Here is an 18,917-nt window from a genome sequence, read left to right on the forward strand (position 1 = left end):
AAATGTAATGGTCGATTCCATTCTAAAAACAAATAGGGCCTATTTCGATCTGGACCTGCTGCGGGCGCTGGTGATGGTGGCCGATTGCGGCAGTTTCACTGCCGCAGCAGCGCGCCTGCATTCCACCCAGTCCACCATCAGCCAGAAGGTGCGGCGGCTGGAAGAACTGGCCGGACACCGCCTGCTGGACCGCGGGGTACGCGATGTGCGGCCGACCGATATCGGCGAGACCGTGCTGGGCTATGCGCGCCGCATGCTGTCCTTGAACGAACAGCTGGGCGAAGTGCTGTCCGGCAGCGGTGCCGCCACGGTGATCCGGCTGGGCGTGCCCGAGGACTTCGCCGCAGGCCGCACCACGCGGGTGCTGGCCGAGTTCAGCCGGCTGCATCCGCGGGTCAAGCTGGAGGTCAGCAGCGGCCTGAGCCGGGCGTTGGCCGAAGGCTACGAGCGCGGCGAGCTCGACCTGATCCTGGTCAAGCAGCGGCGGGGCAGTCGCGAGGCGGTGGCCTGCTGGCCCGAGCCTATGTGCTGGGTGGACAGCGCTTCGAGCCCTGCTTATGCGCTTGAGCCAGTGCCGCTGGTGGCTTTCCCGCCGCGAGGCATGTATCGGGAAGACATGATCGATGCGATCGAAGGCCTGGGCCGACGCTGGCGGATCAGCTTCACCAGCTCCAGCCTCGGCGGTATCCAGTCCGCGGTCTGTGATGGGTTGGGCATCAGTCTGCTGCCTGCGCGCGCGGTCAGCAGTGGCCATGTGGTGCTGGGCGCCGACAGCGGCTTGCCGACGATTGACGGCATCGAGCTTGCGTTGTTGCACCGGCCCTCCGCCGATCCGGAGGCCAAGGCATTGGCGGCCTTGCTGATTGAAATGCTGGCGCAGGACGGCGCACCGGGCTGAGTGCGTCGCCTCAAAACAGATCTTCGACCGGCGTATCCAGCAGTTCCTTGGCGCTGTGGGTGAAGCGGCGCAGGCTGGAAATTCCCAGATCGCGGATCAGTGAATGGGTGCCGTGCGGCAGGGCCGAGTCGTAGATGTCCTGCGGTGCGACGTTCTTGCCGTGCACGCCAGGCATCAGGTCGATGCCGGCAGCGGCATAGCAGTGCTGCACCATCGCCGAGCAGTACAGCGCGCCTTCCTTGGACAGCAGGTTGCTGCGCCGACGCAGGCGGGTGCTGTGCATGGCGAACAAGGTGCCGACCAGCTCGCTGAGCGAATAGCTGGACAGGCCGGACAGCAGGTCCAGCGCGGCTACCTGCACCTTGTGGGTTTGTGCCGCATCCAGGCCGAAATCGAGGATGGCCAGGTTGGGGAAGGCCTCATCGTCGAAGTAACGATCGGCGCGGTTCTCCTGCGCGCCGAGGCGGAGCTGGCGATTGCGCAGGTCCAGGTCCGATTCCAGTACCCACCAATGGCCGTCCAGGCGTTGCTCGCTGAACAGGAAGGCGTGCGACCACAGGCTGCGATGACCATCCTGGGTGAGCGGTGCCTGTGCCTTGCGGATGGCCTTGCCGACCCAGTCATCGGTACCGCACAGGCCGATGCGGCCGGGCGCGGCGTGCTTGCGGATCAGCTCGGCATTGCGGCTTTGCATGGGGCAGGGCGTCTGGAAGGATGGCTGCAGGATAGAGGCTGCCAGCGCGCCTGTGCGCGCCGGCAGCGGCGGATCATTCCGGATCGTAATCCAGGTTGGAGGCCAGCCAGCGCTCCACCTGTGCCCGCTCCACGCCCTTGCGCCTGGCGTAATCGGTGACCTGTTCGCGCGATACCCGGCCGACCACGAAGTACTGGCTCTGCGGGTGGCTGAAGTAATAACCGGATACCGCGGCGGTGGGCAGCATGGCGAAGCTTTCGGTCAGCGACATGCCAATGCCCTCGGCGTCGAGCAGTTGGAACAGGGTCTGCTTCTCGCTGTGTTCGGGGCAGGCCGGGTAGCCTGGGGCCGGGCGGATGCCGCTGTATTTCTCGGCGATCAAGGCCTCATTGTCGAGCTGCTCGTCCTTGGCATAGCCCCAGAATTCCGTGCGTACGCGCTGGTGCAGGCGCTCGGCCAGGGCTTCGGCCAAGCGGTCGGCCAGGGCCTTGAGCAGGATGGCGTTGTAGTCGTCGTGGTCGGCTTCGAAGCGGGCAACGTGTTCATCGATGCCGATGCCGGCGGTAACCGCGAAGGCGCCGATCCAGTCCTGCTTGCCGCTGTCTGCGGGCGCGACGAAGTCGGCCAGGCAGAAGTCCGGGCGCTCGGCCGGCTTGTCGACCTGCTGGCGCAGGAAGTGCAGGGTGCGTTGGTCAAGCGATGGAGCCAAGAGCTTGCCCTCATCCGCCCTTCGGGCACCTTCTCCCGCAGGCGGGAGAAGGGACGAAGCGATGCCTTCTCCGCGCGGGAGAAGGGTGAGCACGACATCATCTCCGTTGCTGTTTGCCGGCCAGATGCCAAACACCGCCCGCGCGGTCAGCCACTTCTCATCCACGATGCGCTTGAGCATGGCCTGCGCATCCTTGAACAGATCACTGGCCTGCGGGCCCACGATCTCATCGGTGAGGATGGCCGGGTACTTGCCTGCCAGTTCCCAGGCCTGGAAGAACGGCGTCCAGTCGATCACCGGCAGCAGGTCTTCCAGCGGATAGTTGTCAAAGACATGCACGCCCGGCTGGTTCGGCGTCGGCGGGGTGTACTGGTTCCAGTCGCAGGTGAAGCGCTGGCCGCGTGCGTGCTCCAGCGATACCAGGCGCTTGGCGTCGCCGCGGTTGCGGTGGCGCTGGCGGATATCGGCGTAGTCGGCGTCGTTGGCGGCGACGAAGCTGTCGCGCAACTCGCGCGAGATCAGCGACTGCGCAACACCTACCGCACGCGAGGCGTCCTTCACCCACACCGTGGGTGCGCTGTAGAACGGATCGATCTTCAGGGCGGTGTGTGCGCGCGAAGTGGTGGCACCGCCGATCATCAGCGGCATCTCGAAGCCCTGCCGCTGCATTTCCCTGGCGACGTGGCTCATTTCTTCCAGTGACGGCGTGATCAGCCCAGACAGGCCGATGATGTCTGCGTTCTCGGCGCGGGCGGCATCCAGGATCTTCTGCGCCGGCACCATCACGCCAAGGTCGACCACTTCGAAATTATTGCAGGCAAGTACCACGCCGACGATGTTCTTGCCGATGTCATGCACGTCACCCTTGACCGTGGCCATGATGATCTTGCCGTTGGACTTGCCGACATCGCCGGTGCGTGCCTTCTCTTCCTCGATGAAGGGCAGCAGGTAGGCCACGGCCTTCTTCATCACGCGCGCGGATTTCACCACCTGCGGCAGGAACATCTTGCCCGCGCCAAACAGGTCGCCGACCACGTTCATGCCGTCCATCAGCGCGCCTTCGATCACGTCCAGCGGACGCGCCGCCTGCTGCCGGGCTTCCTCGGTGTCTTCCTCTACCCAGGCATCCAGGCCCTGCACCAGTGCATGGGCCAGACGGTCGCGCACCGGGCGTTCGCGCCAAGCCAGGTCCTCGACCTTCTTCTCGCCCTTCTTGCCCTTGTAGCGTTCGGCGATCTCCAGCAGGCGCTCGGTGCCATCGGCGCGACGGTTGAGGATCACGTCCTCTACGCGCTCGCGCAGTTCCGGGTCGAGCTGGTCGTAGATCGGCATCGCACCAGCGTTGACGATGCCCATGTCCATGCCGGCCTTGATGGCGTGGTACAGGAACACCGAATGGATGGCCTGGCGCACGGTCTCGTTGCCACGGAACGAGAACGACACGTTCGACACGCCGCCGGACACATGGCAGTGCGGCAGCGTGCGCTTGATGATGCGGGTGGCCTCGATGAAGTCCACCGCGTAGTTGTCGTGTTCCTCGATGCCGGTGGCCACGGCAAAGATATTGGGATCGAAGATGATGTCTTCCGGCGGGAAACCCACGTCTTCGGTGAGGATGCGGTAGGCGCGGGTGCAGATTTCCACCTTGCGTTCGCAGGTATCGGCCTGGCCCACTTCGTCGAAGGCCATCACCACCGCGGCGGCGCCGTAGCGGCGCACCAGCCGGGCGTGTTCGATGAAGGCCGCTTCGCCTTCCTTCAGCGAGATCGAGTTGACCACGCTCTTGCCCTGCAGGCACTTCAGGCCGGCTTCGATCACGCTCCACTTGGACGAGTCGACCATCACCGGGATACGCGCGATGTCGGGCTCGGACATGATCAGGTTGAGGAAGCGGGTCATCGCTTTCTCCGAATCGATCAGGCCCTCATCCATGTTGACGTCGAGGATCTGCGCGCCACTGGCCACCTGCTGGCGGGCAACGTCCACGGCTTCTTCGTAGCGCTCTTCCTTGATCAGCTTGCGGAACTGTGCGCTACCGGTGACGTTGGTGCGCTCGCCGACGTTGATGAACAACAGGTCAGGAGTGATGACCAGCGGCTCCAGGCCGGACAGGCGGGTGTAGTGGGTTGCGGTGTCGTTGCTCATTACCAGACCTTGAAAACCTGTCCATTGGCGATGCCATCGATGCTGCGCTGGTAGGCCAGTGCGGCGCGGGCGGCGGAAACCGGTTCAAAGCCGGGGAAGAAGTCGCCGTAGGCATCCAGCGCTTCGCTCAGCACGCTGGGGCTTACCGCGTTGATGCGCAGGCCGCGCGGCAGTTCGAGGGCGGCGGCGCGGACGAAACCTTCGATGGCGGCATTGACGCTGGTGGCGTTGGCGCCCTGGGCGATCGGTTGTTCGGTGAGGATGCCGGTGGTCAAGGTGATGCTGCCGCCGTCACGCAGATGGTGCTGGCCGAGCAAGGCCAGACGCACCTGGCCCAGCAGCTTGTCGTGCAGCCCTTGTGCGAACTGTGCCGTGCTCATTTCCGGCAATGGCCCGAAGTGGACGCTGCCGGTGGTGGCGACGATGGCGTCGATTGGGCCGACTGCCTGCAGCAGCGCAATCACGCTGTCGTCGCTGCCCAGATCGACGCTGTGCAGCGGGTCCGAGCGCGAGGCGGTGATGACCTGATGTTGTTGCCGCAGATGCTGTGCAACCGCCGAGCCCAGGGTGCCACTGGCACCGACCAGCAGGATCTTCTTCATCGCTGAATCCTCATGCGGCCTTGTCTGCAGCCATTGGCAACGCACGCGGCGGCAAGCCCGCAACGGCTTCGGCAATGGCACGGATGTGATCGGGCGAAGTGCCGCAGCAACCGCCCACCAGGTTCAACAGGCCCGATTGGGCGAACTCCTTCAGCGTGGCTGCCATTTCCTCGGGCGTCTCGTCGTACTCGCCGAAGGCGTTGGGCAGGCCAGCATTGGGGTGGGCGCTGACGTAGCCGGTGGAGACCTGTGACAGGGTTTCTACATGCGGCCGCATGTCGGTGGCGCCCAGCGCGCAGTTGAAGCCGATCGACAGCGGCTGGCTGTGCGAGACCGAGGCATAGAAGGCTTCGGCGGTCTGCCCGGACAGGGTGCGGCCGGAGGCATCGGTGATGGTGCCGGAGATCATGATCGGCAGGCGCCCGCCGCGTGCATCGAAGACTTCCTCGATCGCGAACAGCGCGGCCTTGGCATTGAGCGTGTCGAAGATGGTTTCCACCATCAAGGTGTCGGCACCGCCATCGATCAGGCCTTCAATGGCCTCGCGGTAGGTCGCGCGCAGCGCGTCGAAGCTGGTGTTGCGGAAGCCGGGATCGTTCACGTCCGGGCTGATCGATGCGGTGCGGCTGGTCGGGCCCAGCACGCCGATCACGAAGCGCGGCTTGTCCGGCGTGGTCGCCTCCACCGCGTCACAGCACTGGCGCGCGACCTGGGCGCCGGCCTTGTTCAACTCGTAGACCAGGTGTTCCAGGTGATAGTCGGCCTGGCTGACCGAGGTGGCGTTGAAGGTATTGGTTTCGACCAGGTCGGCACCGGCCTGCAGGTAGGCGGTGTGGATGCCGGCAATGACGTCGGGCCGGGTCAGCAGCAACAGATCGTTGTTGCCCTTCAGGTCATGCCCGCAGGACGGCCCATGCACGTGCTGGCTGTCGAACCCGTCGACGAAGCGCTCGCCCCGGTAGTCGCCTTCTTCCAGGCGATGGCGCTGGATCATGGTGCCCATCGCGCCATCGATGATGAGGATGCGCTGGGCCAGGGCGTCGAGCAGCTTGCCGACGCGATCGGGGTGTAGCCAGGGGAGGGCTTGCATAGGGCGGGCCGAAAAGGTGGATCAGGGTTGGTGGGCGATCAGGGAGATCACTTCGAAGTGCGGCGGGCGCTTTTCGCGGGTGACGGTCTCCAGGCTGGAGACCTCCAGGCCGGCCTTCTCCACGAACTTGCGCAGCTCCTTGCCGGTGAAACCCAGGTTGACGTGGCCATAGGCCTCGACCGCGACCTTGTGTTCATGGCGGGCCAGGCTGCACAGCATCAGCCGGCCCTGCGGGCGCAGCACGCGTGCACACTCGGCCACGGCCTTGGCCGGCTGGCTGGCGTAGGTGAGGGCGTGCATCAGCACCACCAGGTCGAAGCTGGCATCGGCGAACGGCAGCTTGTGCATGTCGCCTTCCAGCACTTCCACATTGGGCAGCTTGCGCAGGCGTTCGCTGGCGGCGGCCACCACGCGGGCGCTGGTGTCGATGCAGACATAGCGCTGTGCATGCGGGGCCAGCAGCTCAGCCAGCACGCCGTCGCCGGAGGCGATGTCCAGCACGTCGCCGGTTTCCAGCAGCGGCAGCGCGCTGCGCGCCATCGCTTCCCAGGTGCGGCCCGGCGAGTAATGGCGCTCCATGTCACCGGCGACGCTGTCGGCCCAGTTCTGGTCAGCGGCGCGCATGGCCAGCACTGCCGGCACGCGCTCGGCGTCCTGGCGCAGCAGCGGATCGTCGCTGCCGCTGCTCAGCGCATGCCACAATGCACGTTGCGCAGCGTCCAATGCCGCCTCGTCGAAACGGTAATACGCCGAGACGCCGGCGCGACGATCGCGAACCAGGCCGGCTTCCTTGAGCCTTGCCAGGTGGGTGGAGACACGCGGCTGTGCCAGCGTGGTGATGGCCGACAGCTCGGCCACGGTCAGTTCTTCCTGTTCCAGCAGGGTCAGCAAGCGCACGCGCGTTGCATCGGCGAACACTTTCAGACGGGTTGACCAGTCTTCCAGATCCATAAATATCTACCTATCGCGATATAGAGATATTTTCGCTTTGTTGCCGGTTTCGGTCAAGGCGATGCATAGGCTGAATGCGGCTGCGATGGTTACAATCGCAACTTGATCAGACCCTGGGAGGGGTGTTGTGGATTTCAGTTATTCCGACGAGCAGCTGATGCTGCAGGACGTCGCGCGTCGCATCGCCAAAGAGAAGATTGCCCCCAGCGCCGAGCATTTCGATGCCACCGGCGAGTACCCCTTGGAGAACATCCGGCTGCTGGGCGAAAACGGCCTGATGGGCATCGAAGTGCCGGTGGAATACGGCGGCTCGGGCATGGACCCGGTCTCCAGCGTGCTGGCCATCATCGAGGTATCGGCGGCCGACGCGGCGCACGCCACCATCATGTCGGTCAACAACTCGCTGTTCTGCAATGCGGTGCTCGGTTACGGCACCGAGGCGCAGAAGCAGACCTATGTGCGCGCGATTGCCGAAGGCCGCGAGATCGGTGCGTTCGCGCTGACCGAGTCGCAGTCCGGCTCCGATGCCACCGCCATGCGCTGTCGCGCGGTCAAGCAGGCTGATGGTTCGTTCCTGATCAACGGCCAGAAGAGCTGGATCACCTCCGGCCCGGTGGCGCGCTACATCGTGCTGTTCGCGATGACCGAGCCGGAAAAGGGCTCGCGCGGCATCACCGCCTTCATGATCGACACGCAGAAGCCGGGCTTCGGCCGCGGCAAGACCGAGCCCAAGCTGGGCGTGCGCGCGTCGGCTACCTGCGAGATCGAGTTCCAGGACTATGTGGCGGCGGCCGAGGACGTGATCGGCAACGAGGGCGAGGGCTTCAAGATCGCGATGAGCCTGCTGGATTCGGGCCGCATCGGCATCGCCTCGCAGGCGGTGGGTATTGCCCGGGCGGCCTATGAGGCATCGCTGGCATACGTGCGTGAGCGCAAGTCGTTTGGTGCGCCGATCGGTAGCTTCCAGATGATCCAGGCCAAGATCGCTGACATGAAGTGCAAGCTGGACGCCGCCCTGTTGTTGACCCTGCGTGCGGCTTGGACCAAGGCCCAGGGCAAGCGGTTCTCCACCGAGGCTGCGGTGGCCAAGCTGACCGCATCGGAAGCGGCGATGTGGATCGCCCACCAGGCGGTGCAGATCCACGGCGGCATGGGCTATTCCAAGGAGATGCCGCTGGAGCGCTATTTCCGCGATGCCAAGATCACCGAGATCTATGAAGGCACCTCGGAGATCCAGCGTCTGGTGATTGCACGCAACGAGACGGGCGTGCGCTGATCGCCCGGTAATGCCGGGCAATGCCCTGATGTAGTGCCGAGCCATGCTCGGCAGGAGCTTTACCGGTAATGCCCCTTGCCGAGCATGGCTCGGCACTACACAAAGCCATAAAAAAAAGCCCCGGCAATGCCGGGGCTTTTCGTATCAGCGGTCCTTCTGGATCGCATGCACCTTGTGTTGTTCGATGAATTCCTTGGACTGTTCGTCCAATTTGTCACCCAGCACGCGGCGTACGGTGACGAAGAACAACGGAATCAACAGCACGCCGATCACCGTGGCGAACAACATGCCGCCAATCACGCCGGTACCCAGCGAGTGACGGGCGTTAGCGCCGGCACCGGTGGAGATGGCCATCGGCAGCACGCCGAGGATGAAGGCGAACGAGGTCATCAGGATCGGACGGAAACGCAGATGCGCCGCTTCGATGGTCGCTTCACGCAGGGTCTTGCCGGCCGCACGCTGTTCCACCGCGAACTCGACGATAAGAATCGCGTTCTTCGCCGCCAGACCAATCACCGTCACCATGCCGATCTTGAAGTACAGATCGTTCGGCAGGCCGCGCAGCAGCGAGAACACCACCGCACCAAGGATGCCGACCGGCACCACCAGCAGCACCGCCACCGGGATCGACCAGCTCTCGTACAGTGCCGCCAGGCACAGGAACACCACCACGATCGACAGCACCATCAGCAGGGTGGCGGCGTTGCCGGCGAGGATTTCCTGGTAGGACATGCCCGACCAGTCGAAGCCGAAGCCTACCGGCAGGTCGTCATGCACCAGCCGTTCCATCGTGTTCATGGCCTGGCCGGAGCTGCCGCCCGGGGCCGGGGCGCCGACGATGTTGACCGCCGAATAGCCGTTGTAGCGGTTCAATGCCGGTGGGGCGTAGATCCACTCCGACTTGACCACCGCGCTGAGCGGGATCATCGCCGGCTGGCCGGTGGAGTCCTTGCTCAGCGAGCTGGGCACGAAATAGCTGTTCAGCGATTCCGGGCCGGTGCGGTAAGCGGCGTCGGCCTGCATGTTGACGCGCTTGATGCGGCCGCCATAGAAGAAGTCGTTGACGTACACCGGCGCCAGCATCATCTGGATGGCGGTGTAGACATCATTGACCGACACGCCCATGGCCTGGGCCTGCACGCGGTCAACCTTCAACTGCAGCTGCGGTGCATTTTCCAGCGTGTTCGGGCGTACGCCCACCAGCGATTTGTCCTGGCTGGCTGCGCCCAGCAGGGTGTTGCGCGCATCCATCAAGGCGTCCTGGCCGGCGCCGGCACGGTCCTGCAGCCACATGTCGAAGCCGCCGAACTGGCCCAGGCCCTGCACGGTCGGCAGGTTGACGAAGAAGATCTGTGCATCCTTGATGCCGTAGGCCTTCTTGTTCATCTTCTGGATGAACTCGGGCGCGGTCTCCTTGCGCTCGTCCCAGTCCTTGAGGCGGACGAAGGCCATACCCACGTTCTCGCCGGCGCCGATGAAGCTGAAACCGGTGATCTGCATCAGCCCTTCAAAGGCTTCTTCGTCCTGCAAGGTGCCCAGCAGCTGGTCGAACACGGCGCTGGTACGGGTCTTGGTAGCGCCCGGTGGCAGCTGCACGATGGCCAGTGCATAGCCCTGGTCTTCTTCCGGCAGGAAGCTGCCCGGCAGACGGGTGAACAGGAAGCCACACAACACCAGCAGCAGGGCGAACACCATCAGCCAGCGCGGGGAGTGCTTGATGACGCCGCCGACGGTGCCGACATAGCTCTTTTCCAGCTTGCCGTAGTACTTGTTGAAGGTGCGGTAGACCCAGTTCGGGTTGTCGTTGTGGGTGGGCTTGAGGAAGGCGGCACACAGCGCCGGGGTGAAGGTCAATGCCAGCAGGGCCGAGAACGCCATCGCCATGGCGATGGTCAAGGCGAACTGCTTGTAGATCTCACCCGAGGCACCCGGCTGCAGGGCGGACGGAATGAACACTGCCGCCAGCACCACGGTGATCGCCACCACGGCGCCGGTGATCTGGCCCATGGCTTTCTGCGTCGCCGGCTTCGGGTCGAGCTTTTCCTCGGTCATGATGCGTTCGACGTTCTCGATGACGACGATGGCGTCATCGACCACGATGCCGATGGCCAGCACCATCGCGAACAGGGTCAACTGGTTGATGGTGAAGCCGATGGCCAGCATGCCCATGAAGGTGCCGAGCAAGGCGACCGGGATGACCAGGGTGGGGATGATGGTGGCGCGGAAGTTCTGCAGGAACACCAGCATCACCAGGAACACCAGGATGATGGCTTCGACCAGGGTGTGGACCACTTCCTCGATCGAGATGGTGACGAAGGTGGTGCTGTCGTAGGGAGTGAACCAGCTGACGCCAGGCGGGAAGCTCGGGGCCAGTTCGTCCATCTTCGCGCGCACGGCCTCGGACACATCCAGTGCATTGGCACCGGGCAGCAGCTGGATGGCGAACACCGCCACCGGCTTGCCGTTGTACTTGGTGTCGAAGCCGTAGTTGGACGCACCGAAGGAGACCTTGGCCACGTCCTTGAGCTTGACCACGCTGCCGTCATTGTTGGCCCGCAGGATGGTGTTCTCAAACTCTTCCGGCGAGCTGTAGCGGCCTTCGGCTGCCACGGTGGCGGTGAAGGCCTGGCCGTTGGGGGCCGGGTCGCCGCCCACTGAGCCGGCAGCGAACTGCAGGTTCTGGGTGCCGATGGCGTTGTACACGTCGGTTGCCGACAGATGGTAACCCTGCAGCTTTTCAGGGTTCAGCCATACGCGCATGGCGTATTCGGAGCCGAACTGCTGGGTGCTGCCGACGCCGGGAACACGCGAAACCTGTTCCAGCACGCGTGCACCGACGATGTCGTTCAGCGCATCGCGGTCAACCGTACCGTCATCCGAACGCACGCCGATGGCCATCAGGAAGCCGGCGTTGGCCTTGGCCACCACCACACCCTGCTTGGTCACTTCCGAGGGCAGGCGCGGGGTCGCCAGCGACACCTTGTTCTGCACCTGCACCTGGGCGATATCGGCATCGGTGCCGCTGTCGAAGGTCAGGGTGATGGTGACGCGGCCGGTGGAAGACGACGACGAGCTGAAATACATCAGGTTGTCGATGCCGGTCAGCTGCTGTTCGATTACCTGGGTGACCGATTTTTCCGCGGTGGACGCACTGGCGCCCGGGTAGTTGGCGGTGACGGTCACCTGCGGTGGCGCCACGCTGGGGTAGGACTCGATACCCAGGTTGAGGATCGAGATCACGCCGCCAAGCGAGATCAGGATCGCCACCACCCAGGCGAAGACGGGATGCTCGATGAAAAATTTAGGCATGACGGCTTCCCGTTATTCCTTCTTTGCCGGTGCTGCCGCCGGCGCTGCCGCGGCAGGCTTGGCGGCGTCGGGCTGCCAGGGTTTGGTCGTGGCCGGTGCGCCTTCCTTGACCTTCTGTATGCCCGAAACAATGATCTGGTCGCCGGCGGCCAGTCCCGAAGAGACCAGCCAGTTGCCGCCCTGCTGGTTGTCCAGGGTGACGTTCTTGCGTGCGACCTTGCCGTCCTTGCCAACGATCAGCACATAGCCACCCTGGGTGTCGCGCTGCACGGCCTGCTGCGGCACCAGGAAGGCATTGTTGCGCTCGCCCAGGTTGGCCTTGAAGCTGACGAACGAGCCCGGCAACAGGATGTGGTCCGGGTTGGGCAACTGCGCACGCAGCGACACGGTGCCGGTGGCCGGATCAACCGTGGTCGAGGAGAAGTCCAGGGTGCCTTCGTGCGCATAGGCGCTGCCATCGGGCAGGTTGACCTGCACTGTGGTCTTGCCGTCGCCGGCCAGTGCCACCGCGCCCTTGTCCTGGGCCGCACGCAGCAGGCTCAGTTCGTCGGCGGTCATCGAGAAGTTCACGTACAGCGGGTCGATCTGGTCCACGGTGGTCAGCAGGGTCACATCACCCTGGCCGACCAGCGCGCCTTCGGTGACCTGCTGCTTGCCGGCCTGGCCGGCGATGGGAGCGGTGACGCGGGCATAGCCAAGGTTGATGCGGGCGGTGGTGACCGCTGCTTCGGCCTGCTGTACGGCGGCGGCGGAGGAGCGCTCGGCGGCCTCGGCACTGTCCAGGTCGGACTTGGACACATAACTCTGCGGTGCCAGCGAGCGGGCGCGGTTGGCGGTTGCGCGGGCGTTGGCGTAAGTGGCGCGGGCCGAGGCCAGTGCACCCTCGGCGGAGGCCAGCGCGGCCTGCAACGGTGCCGGGTCGATCAGGAACAGTACCTGGCCTTCCTTGACCGTGCTGCCTTCTTCATAGACGCGCTTCTGCAGCACACCGGCGACACGGGCGCGGACGTCGGCGGAGCGGTACGGCGACAGGCGGCCGACCAGCTCGCGCTGCAGGGGCAGGGTCTGCGGTTTGGCATCTACCACACCGACTTCCTGCGGAGGAGGGGCGGCTTGCTCCTGCGGTTTCTTACAGGCGGCAAGGCTCAGTGTCGCTGCACAGGTGAGAGCGAGGAGGCGGAGTGGGGCGGTCATCAGGAGAAACTCCGGGTGTTGTTTTTATTTGGAGCTGCGGCGGCGTGGTAGGTGCAGGCAAAGGCACGTAGAAAACCGTCGGTGGCAAATTCGGCCCAGCGGCGACGCTGCTGTGGATCATCGCGGTAGGGGGTGTGAAAGCGCTGTCGTTCAAAATCCTGGCCTGCAATCATGCTGATCAGCAGCTCGGCCATGAACTGCGGGTCGTCATGCTTCAGCCGCCCGCGCTGCATCTCGGTTTGCATCCATTCAGCCACGTGGTTGCGGAGGGCCTCCGTGCTTCCCTGGTACATGAAGCGTGCTTCATCACGGAACTCGTGGACACTGGCGCCGATCAACTGCGCGGTGCGACGGACGTTGGGCTTGTTGCGATGTTCGAGGTAGCCGATGGCGAAATCGAGCACGGTCTGGTCCAGCGGTTTCTCGTCGCATACCGACAGGGCAGCAGTCGCGTGGGATACATGCAGCCGCATTGCCTGCCGCAGCAATTCGCGTTTGCAGCCGTAGCGGCTGTACAGCGTTTGCTTGGAGCAGCCTGCAGCGGCGGCAATCGCATCCATACTCAGGCGTATTCCCTGCTTCGCCAACAGCTCACGCACGGCTTCGAACACGCGCTCGTCGCGCGCGTCGATTGGCGCGGGGGGGGCAGAGGGGGTTTGCATAAGCATTGGACTATACCGTCCAGTTTAGAAACCCCGCAACGTAATTCGTCTTTCACTGTGCCCGGTGAGCGAATGAGATTCAGGTGGCGGACATTGTCGTGTGATCGGCCATCAGTGAAATCGCGGCGGTTGCCCGCGTTCGACTCGTGATTGCGATGCAGATAATGCGGCCCTGCAGCAAGGTTCTTTTTGTTACCAGCGATACAATCGCGGTTTCTCCAACCGAGCAACACCCAAAGCTCTGCCATGAAATCGCAAAACAGTGCTGCCAAGTCCGCAAAGACGAAATCCAAACCGGCTGTGAAGCAGAACAACGCAGAAGCCGGCCTCTCGCTAGAACCGGTATTTGCAGCCTTGCGGAAGCGTTATCCCGCTGCGGCCGCACAGGCGCAGGCAGTGGCTTTTGCTACGGCGTTCTACAAGCGCATGGAAGCCGATGAGTTCACCCTGCACTCGGCCGATGATTGGGCGGTGCTGGCCGCCGGCATGCTCGAATTCGCCCGCACCCGCAAGCCGGGCAAGGCCAATGTGCGGGTGTTCAACCCGACGCTGAAGGCGGACGGCTGGGAGTCGGCCCATACCGTGCTGCAGATCGTCAACGACGACATGCCGTTCCTGGTAGACACGGTGACGCTGGCCTTGGCCGAGCAGGGCATCGGCGTACACGTGCTGGGCCACCCGGTGATCAGCATCGCGCGCGACAAGGCCGGCAAGCTCAGCGGCGTGGGCGAGGGCAAGCTGGAATCGGTGATGCTGCTGGAAATCGATCGCCAGCCGGCCGAGGCGCTGGACGCGGTTGCCAAGCGCGTGACCGCCGCATTGGATGACGTGCGTGCCATCGTCAATGACTGGCAGCCGATGACCGACAAGGCGTTGGCGCTGGCCGACGACCTGGGCAAGCGTACCCTGCCGGTGAGCAAGGCATCGCGCGCCGAGGCGCAGGAGTTCCTGCGCTGGGCCGCCGACAACCATTTCACCTTCTTTGGCTACCGCGAATACAAGGTGGAAAAGAAGGGCAAGGAAGAAGTGCTGGTGGCCCAGAACGGCACCGGCCTGGGCCTGATGCGCGGCAAGGACACGATGGTCGCACGCCCGGTCAAGGGCCTGGCAGCCGAAGGGCTCAACGCCACCAGCAGCCTGCATGACGCGCTGATCCTGACCAAGACCAATGCCCGCTCGCATATCCACCGCGGCGGCTACATGGACTACATCGGCGTGCTGGAATTCGACGCCAAGGGCAAGATCATCGGCGAGCAGCGCTTCCTCGGCCTGTTCACCTCCAGCGCCTACAACCGCCGCCCGTGGGAGATCCCGCTGGTGCGCCAGCGCTATGAGAACGTGATGGCGCGTTCGGGCCTGAGCCTGTCCAGCCACAGCGGCAAGGCACTGCGCCACATCCTGGAGTCGCTGCCGCGCGAAGAGCTGTTCCAGTCCAGTGAAGACGAGTTGTTCCGCACCGCCATGGGCGTGCTCGGCCTGCAGGAGCGCGTGCGCAGCCGCCTGTTCCTGCGCCGCGACAAGTTCAGCCGCTTCATCTCGGCGCTGGTGTTCCTGCCGCGCGAGCGCTTCAACACCGACGTGCGCCTGCGCGTGGAAAGCATGCTCAAGGACGCCCTGCAGGGCGAATACGTCGATTCCAGCGTGGTGCTGGGTGACTCGCCGCTGGCGCAGGTGCACCTGATCGTGCGCCCCAAGGCCGGGCAGAGCCTGGAGCTGGACGTGGAAGGCATGGAGAAGCGCCTGGCCCACGTGCTGCGCAACTGGCAGGACGATCTGCGCGAAGCGCTGGTCGGCAGCCATGGCGAAGGCGAAGGCCTGCGCATTGCCTCGCGTATCGGCAAGGCCCTGCCGGCCGGTTACATCGAGGATTCCAGCGCTGAAATCGCTGCGGCCGACGTGGCCCAGCTGGACGCGCTGACCGGTCCGGACGATCTGCGCCTGAGCCTGCAGGCGATCCGCCGCGACGACGTCGATGGCCTGCGCCTGAAGCTGTACCGCCAGCTCAAGGACATCCCGCTGTCCGACGTGCTGCCGATGATGGAAAACATGGGCCTGCGCGTGATGGCGGAGCGCCCGTACAAGCTGATGGTCGACGATGCACCGGTGTATGTGCAGGACTTCGAAGTCGAGTCGGCCATCGGCACGATCGACCCGGCCCATGCCAATGCCGCCTTCAGCGACGCCTTCGCACGCGTCTGGCACGGCGATGCCGAAAACGATGGCTTCAACCGCCTGGTGCTGGGCGCCGGCCTGGACTGGCGCCAGGTGTCGATGCTGCGTGGCTACTGCAAGTACCTGCTGCAGATCGGCGTGCCGTTCTCGCAGGCCTATGTGGAAGGCACCTTCAACCGCTACCCGCTGCTGGCGCGCCTGATCGTGGAACTGTTCGAAGCCCGCTTCGAGCCGACCCCGTCGGCCGACAAGGCAGTGCTGGACGCGCAGCTGGCCCAGTTCAAGCTGCTGGCCGGTGACGACGCTGCCACCCTCAAGCTGCTTGATGGCGTGGTCAAGGCGCGCAAGAGCGACCGTGATGCGCGCATGGCGCTGGTGCACGAGGTGCTGGTCAAGCTGCTGGACGGCGTGTCCAGCCTGGACGAAGACCGCATCCTGCGCAGCTTCATCGGCGTAATCGAAGCCACCCTGCGTACCAGCTACTACCTGGTGCGCAAGGATGGGGTGCGTGCCGACGGTGGTCCGGCCGACTACATCAGCTTCAAGTTCGACGCCGCCAAGGTGCCGGACCTGCCCAAGCCGCGTCCGTACCGCGAGATCTTCGTGTGCGGCCCGCGCGTGGAGGGTACCCACCTGCGCTTCGGCCCGGTGGCCCGTGGTGGCCTGCGCTGGTCGGACCGTCGCGAAGACTTCCGCACCGAAGTGCTGGGCTTGGTCAAGGCGCAGATGGTGAAGAACACCGTGATCGTGCCGGTCGGCTCCAAGGGTGGTTTCTTCGCCAAGCAGCTGCCGGATCCGGCGGTGGACCGTGACGCCTGGTTCGCCGAGGGCGTGGCCTGCTACAAGCGCTTCATCAACGGCCTGCTGGACATCACCGACAACATCGTCAACAACAAGATCGTGCCGCCGCAGGGCGTGGTGCGTCATGATATGGACGACCCGTACCTGGTCGTAGCTGCCGACAAGGGCACCGCTACGTTCTCCGATACCGCCAACGGCATCGCCCGTGCACACGGTTTCTGGTTGGACGACGCGTTCGCCTCCGGTGGTTCGGTGGGTTACGACCACAAGGGCATGGGCATCACCGCGCGTGGTGCGTGGGAGTCGGTCAAGCGCCACTTCCGTGCGCTGGGCCGTGACTGCCAGAAGCAGGACTTCACCGTGGTCGGCGTCGGCGACATGTCCGGCGACGTGTTCGGCAACGGCATGTTGCTGTCCGAGCACATCCGCCTGGTCTGCGCCTTCGATCACCGCCACATCTTCCTCGACCCGAACCCGGTGGCTGCCAGCTCGTTCAAGGAACGCGCGCGCATGTTCAAGGTGCCCCGCTCGAGCTGGGCGGACTACGACAGCAAGCTGATCAGCAAGGGCGGCGGCATCTATCCGCGCTCGCTCAAGTCGATCGAGATCACCCCGGAAGTGCGTGAAGCACTGGGCATCGACGCCAGCATCAAGGCGATGAACCCGACCGACCTGATCAATGCCGCGCTGAAGGCACCGGTTGACCTGCTGTGGAACGGCGGTATCGGTACCTACGTCAAGTCGGCAACCGAGACCAATGCCGATGTTGGCGACCGTGCCAACAACGGCCTGCGCGTCAACGGTGGCGAACTGCGCTGCAAGATCGTGGGCGAGGGTGGCAACCTGGGCATGACCCAGCTCGGCCGCATCGAGGCCGCACAGGTTGGCGTGCTGCTCAACACCGACTTCATCGACAACTCGGCCGGTGTGGATACCTCCGACCACGAAGTCAACATCAAGATCCTGCTCAACGACGTGGTGCGCGCCAAGAAGCTCACCGTGGACCAGCGCAACAAGCTGTTGGCCTCGATGACCGGCGAGGTGGGCGAGCTGGTGCTGATGGACAACTACCGCCAGAACCAGGCGCTGAGCCTGATGGAGCGGATGAGCAGCAAGCGCCTGGGTTCCAAGCAGCACTTCATCCGCACGCTGGAGAAGCAGGGCCTGCTGGATCGCCAGATCGAGTTCCTGCCGTCCGACGCCGAGCTGTCGGCACGCAAGCTGCGCGGGCAGGGCCTGACCCGTCCGGAGCTGGCGGTGCTGCTGTCGTACTCCAAGATCGTGGCCTTCCAGCAGCTGCTGGACTCGGACATTCCGGAAGATCCGTACCTGTCCAAGGAACTGCTGCGTTATTTCCCGCAGCCGTTGCAGAAGAAGTACGCCGATGCGATGGAACGTCACCGCCTGAAGCGCGAAATCATCGCCACGGCCGTGACCAACCAGACCATCAACCGCATGGGCGCCACCTTCCTGATGCGCATGCAGGAAGACACCGGCCGCACCGTGGCCGAGGTTGCCAAGGCCTACACCATCAGCCGTGAAACACTGGATGCACGTGCACTGTGGGCGCAGATCGATGCGCTCGACGGCACCTTGCCGGAAGCGGTGCAGGTGGATGCGCTGGAAGTGATCTGGAAGCTGCAGCGCTCGTTCGTACGTTGGCTGCTGACCCGTCCGGGCGCGATGCCGGGTATCACTGCCGCGGTGGATCGCTACCAGGGCCCGTTCAACGACATCCGCGTTGCCTCGGGCGTGCTGCCGGATTCGCAGCGCCCGGCCTACGAGGCCAGCGTTGTGGCATGGAAGGAGAAGGGCTTGCCGGCGGCATTGGCACAGCAGCTGTCCGAACTGCAGTTCCTGGAGCCGGCGTTCGACATCATTGAACTGGCGCGTCCGCGCAAGCTCAAGCCGGTCGACGTGTCCAAGGTTCACTTCCGCCTGGGCGAAGCCCTGCAGATGCCGTGGCTGTTCGAGCAGATCGATGCGCTGGAGGTCAACGGCCGTTGGCATGCGGTGGCCCGTGGCGTGCTGCGCGACGAGCTGGCGGCGCATCAGCGTGCCCTGACCGGCCAGGTGCTGTCGATGAAGGGCGCAACTGCCGAGGCCAAGGTGGCGGCGTGGTTGGGCCGTGATGACAGCGGCCTGCGCTTCACCCTGGCAATGCTGGCCGAGCTGGCCGAGCAGAAGACCCTGGACTACCCGACCGTGTCGGTGGCGGTGCAGCGTCTGGGCCAGCTGGCGGCGCACGGCGCTTAAGTCGGCAGGTTGTTGGTTTTGGAGAACGGGCCCGAAAGGGCCCGTTTTCTTTTGGAGAAATCAAGAGCTTGCCCTCACCCCAACCCCTCTCCCGCAGGCGGGAGAGGGGCTAGTCCACCGCGAGCGCAGGCATTCTGCGCAATTGCAGCTGTAGCCCC

The 18,917-nt window shown here is 64.5% G+C and carries 11 protein-coding genes; 3 read left to right on the top strand and 8 right to left on the bottom strand.

Translation table 11 applies throughout. The features are described from left to right. Positions 1-7: 7 nt before the first annotated feature. A complete protein-coding gene (locus tag RT131_RS02495) occupies positions 8-898 on the top strand; it encodes a LysR substrate-binding domain-containing protein (RefSeq protein WP_313169934.1) in 891 nt (296 codons plus the stop codon). Between the two features lie 10 nt (positions 899-908). Here RT131_RS02495 and RT131_RS02500 read toward each other — a convergent pair whose 3' ends face one another. The 5 genes from RT131_RS02500 to RT131_RS02520 form a co-directional block, all read right to left on the bottom strand. Next, positions 909-1,592: a hypothetical protein gene (locus tag RT131_RS02500; RefSeq protein ID WP_312916724.1), complete on the bottom strand. Its 684-nt coding sequence runs from the start codon at positions 1,590-1,592 to the stop codon at positions 909-911. Positions 1,593-1,665: 73 nt separating this feature from the next. Next, positions 1,666-4,446, bottom strand: a complete 2,781-nt coding sequence (metH, locus tag RT131_RS02505) for a methionine synthase (RefSeq protein WP_313169936.1) — start codon at positions 4,444-4,446, stop codon at positions 1,666-1,668. Then, entirely contained in the window at positions 4,446-5,048 is a 603-nt protein-coding gene (locus RT131_RS02510) for a short chain dehydrogenase (RefSeq protein ID WP_313169938.1), read from the bottom strand. Before RT131_RS02510 ends, metH begins: the two co-directional genes overlap by 1 nt. Before the next feature lie 10 nt (positions 5,049-5,058). Further along, complete coding sequence (locus tag RT131_RS02515) at positions 5,059-6,138, bottom strand: homocysteine S-methyltransferase family protein (protein WP_313169940.1); 1,080 nt, start codon at positions 6,136-6,138, stop codon at positions 5,059-5,061. A 21-nt stretch (positions 6,139-6,159) separates the two neighbouring features. Next, positions 6,160-7,089 carry a metalloregulator ArsR/SmtB family transcription factor gene (locus tag RT131_RS02520; protein ID WP_313169942.1) on the bottom strand — a complete coding sequence of 310 codons (930 nt, stop codon included), beginning with the start codon at positions 7,087-7,089 and terminating at the stop codon, positions 6,160-6,162. Between the two features lie 127 nt (positions 7,090-7,216). Here RT131_RS02520 and RT131_RS02525 point away from each other — a divergent pair, with 127 nt between their 5' ends. Further along, positions 7,217-8,365, top strand: coding sequence for an acyl-CoA dehydrogenase family protein (locus RT131_RS02525; RefSeq protein WP_313169944.1), 1,149 nt, complete (start codon positions 7,217-7,219; stop codon positions 8,363-8,365). A gap of 144 nt (positions 8,366-8,509) precedes the next feature. Here RT131_RS02525 and RT131_RS02530 read toward each other — a convergent pair whose 3' ends face one another. The 3 genes from RT131_RS02530 to RT131_RS02540 are packed head-to-tail and all read right to left on the bottom strand — an operon-like array spanning position 8,510 to position 13,530. Further along, positions 8,510-11,674: a multidrug efflux RND transporter permease subunit gene (locus RT131_RS02530; protein WP_313169946.1), complete on the bottom strand. Its 3,165-nt coding sequence runs from the start codon at positions 11,672-11,674 to the stop codon at positions 8,510-8,512. A 12-nt stretch (positions 11,675-11,686) separates the two neighbouring features. Continuing rightward, on the bottom strand, positions 11,687-12,868 hold the full coding sequence (locus RT131_RS02535; RefSeq protein ID WP_313169947.1) for an efflux RND transporter periplasmic adaptor subunit: 1,182 nt from the start codon (positions 12,866-12,868) through the stop codon (positions 11,687-11,689). Then, complete coding sequence (locus RT131_RS02540) at positions 12,868-13,530, bottom strand: TetR/AcrR family transcriptional regulator (protein ID WP_313169949.1); 663 nt, start codon at positions 13,528-13,530, stop codon at positions 12,868-12,870. Before RT131_RS02540 ends, RT131_RS02535 begins: the two co-directional genes overlap by 1 nt. A 246-nt stretch (positions 13,531-13,776) precedes the next feature. On the opposite strand from RT131_RS02540, the gene RT131_RS02545 reads away from it, so the two are divergent. Then, a complete protein-coding gene (locus tag RT131_RS02545; RefSeq protein WP_313169951.1) occupies positions 13,777-18,759 on the top strand; it encodes an NAD-glutamate dehydrogenase domain-containing protein in 4,983 nt (1,660 codons plus the stop codon). The last annotated feature ends 158 nt before the right edge of the window (positions 18,760-18,917 follow it).

This window comes from Stenotrophomonas sp. (assembly GCF_032066555.1).
Classification (GTDB): domain Bacteria; phylum Pseudomonadota; class Gammaproteobacteria; order Xanthomonadales; family Xanthomonadaceae; genus Stenotrophomonas.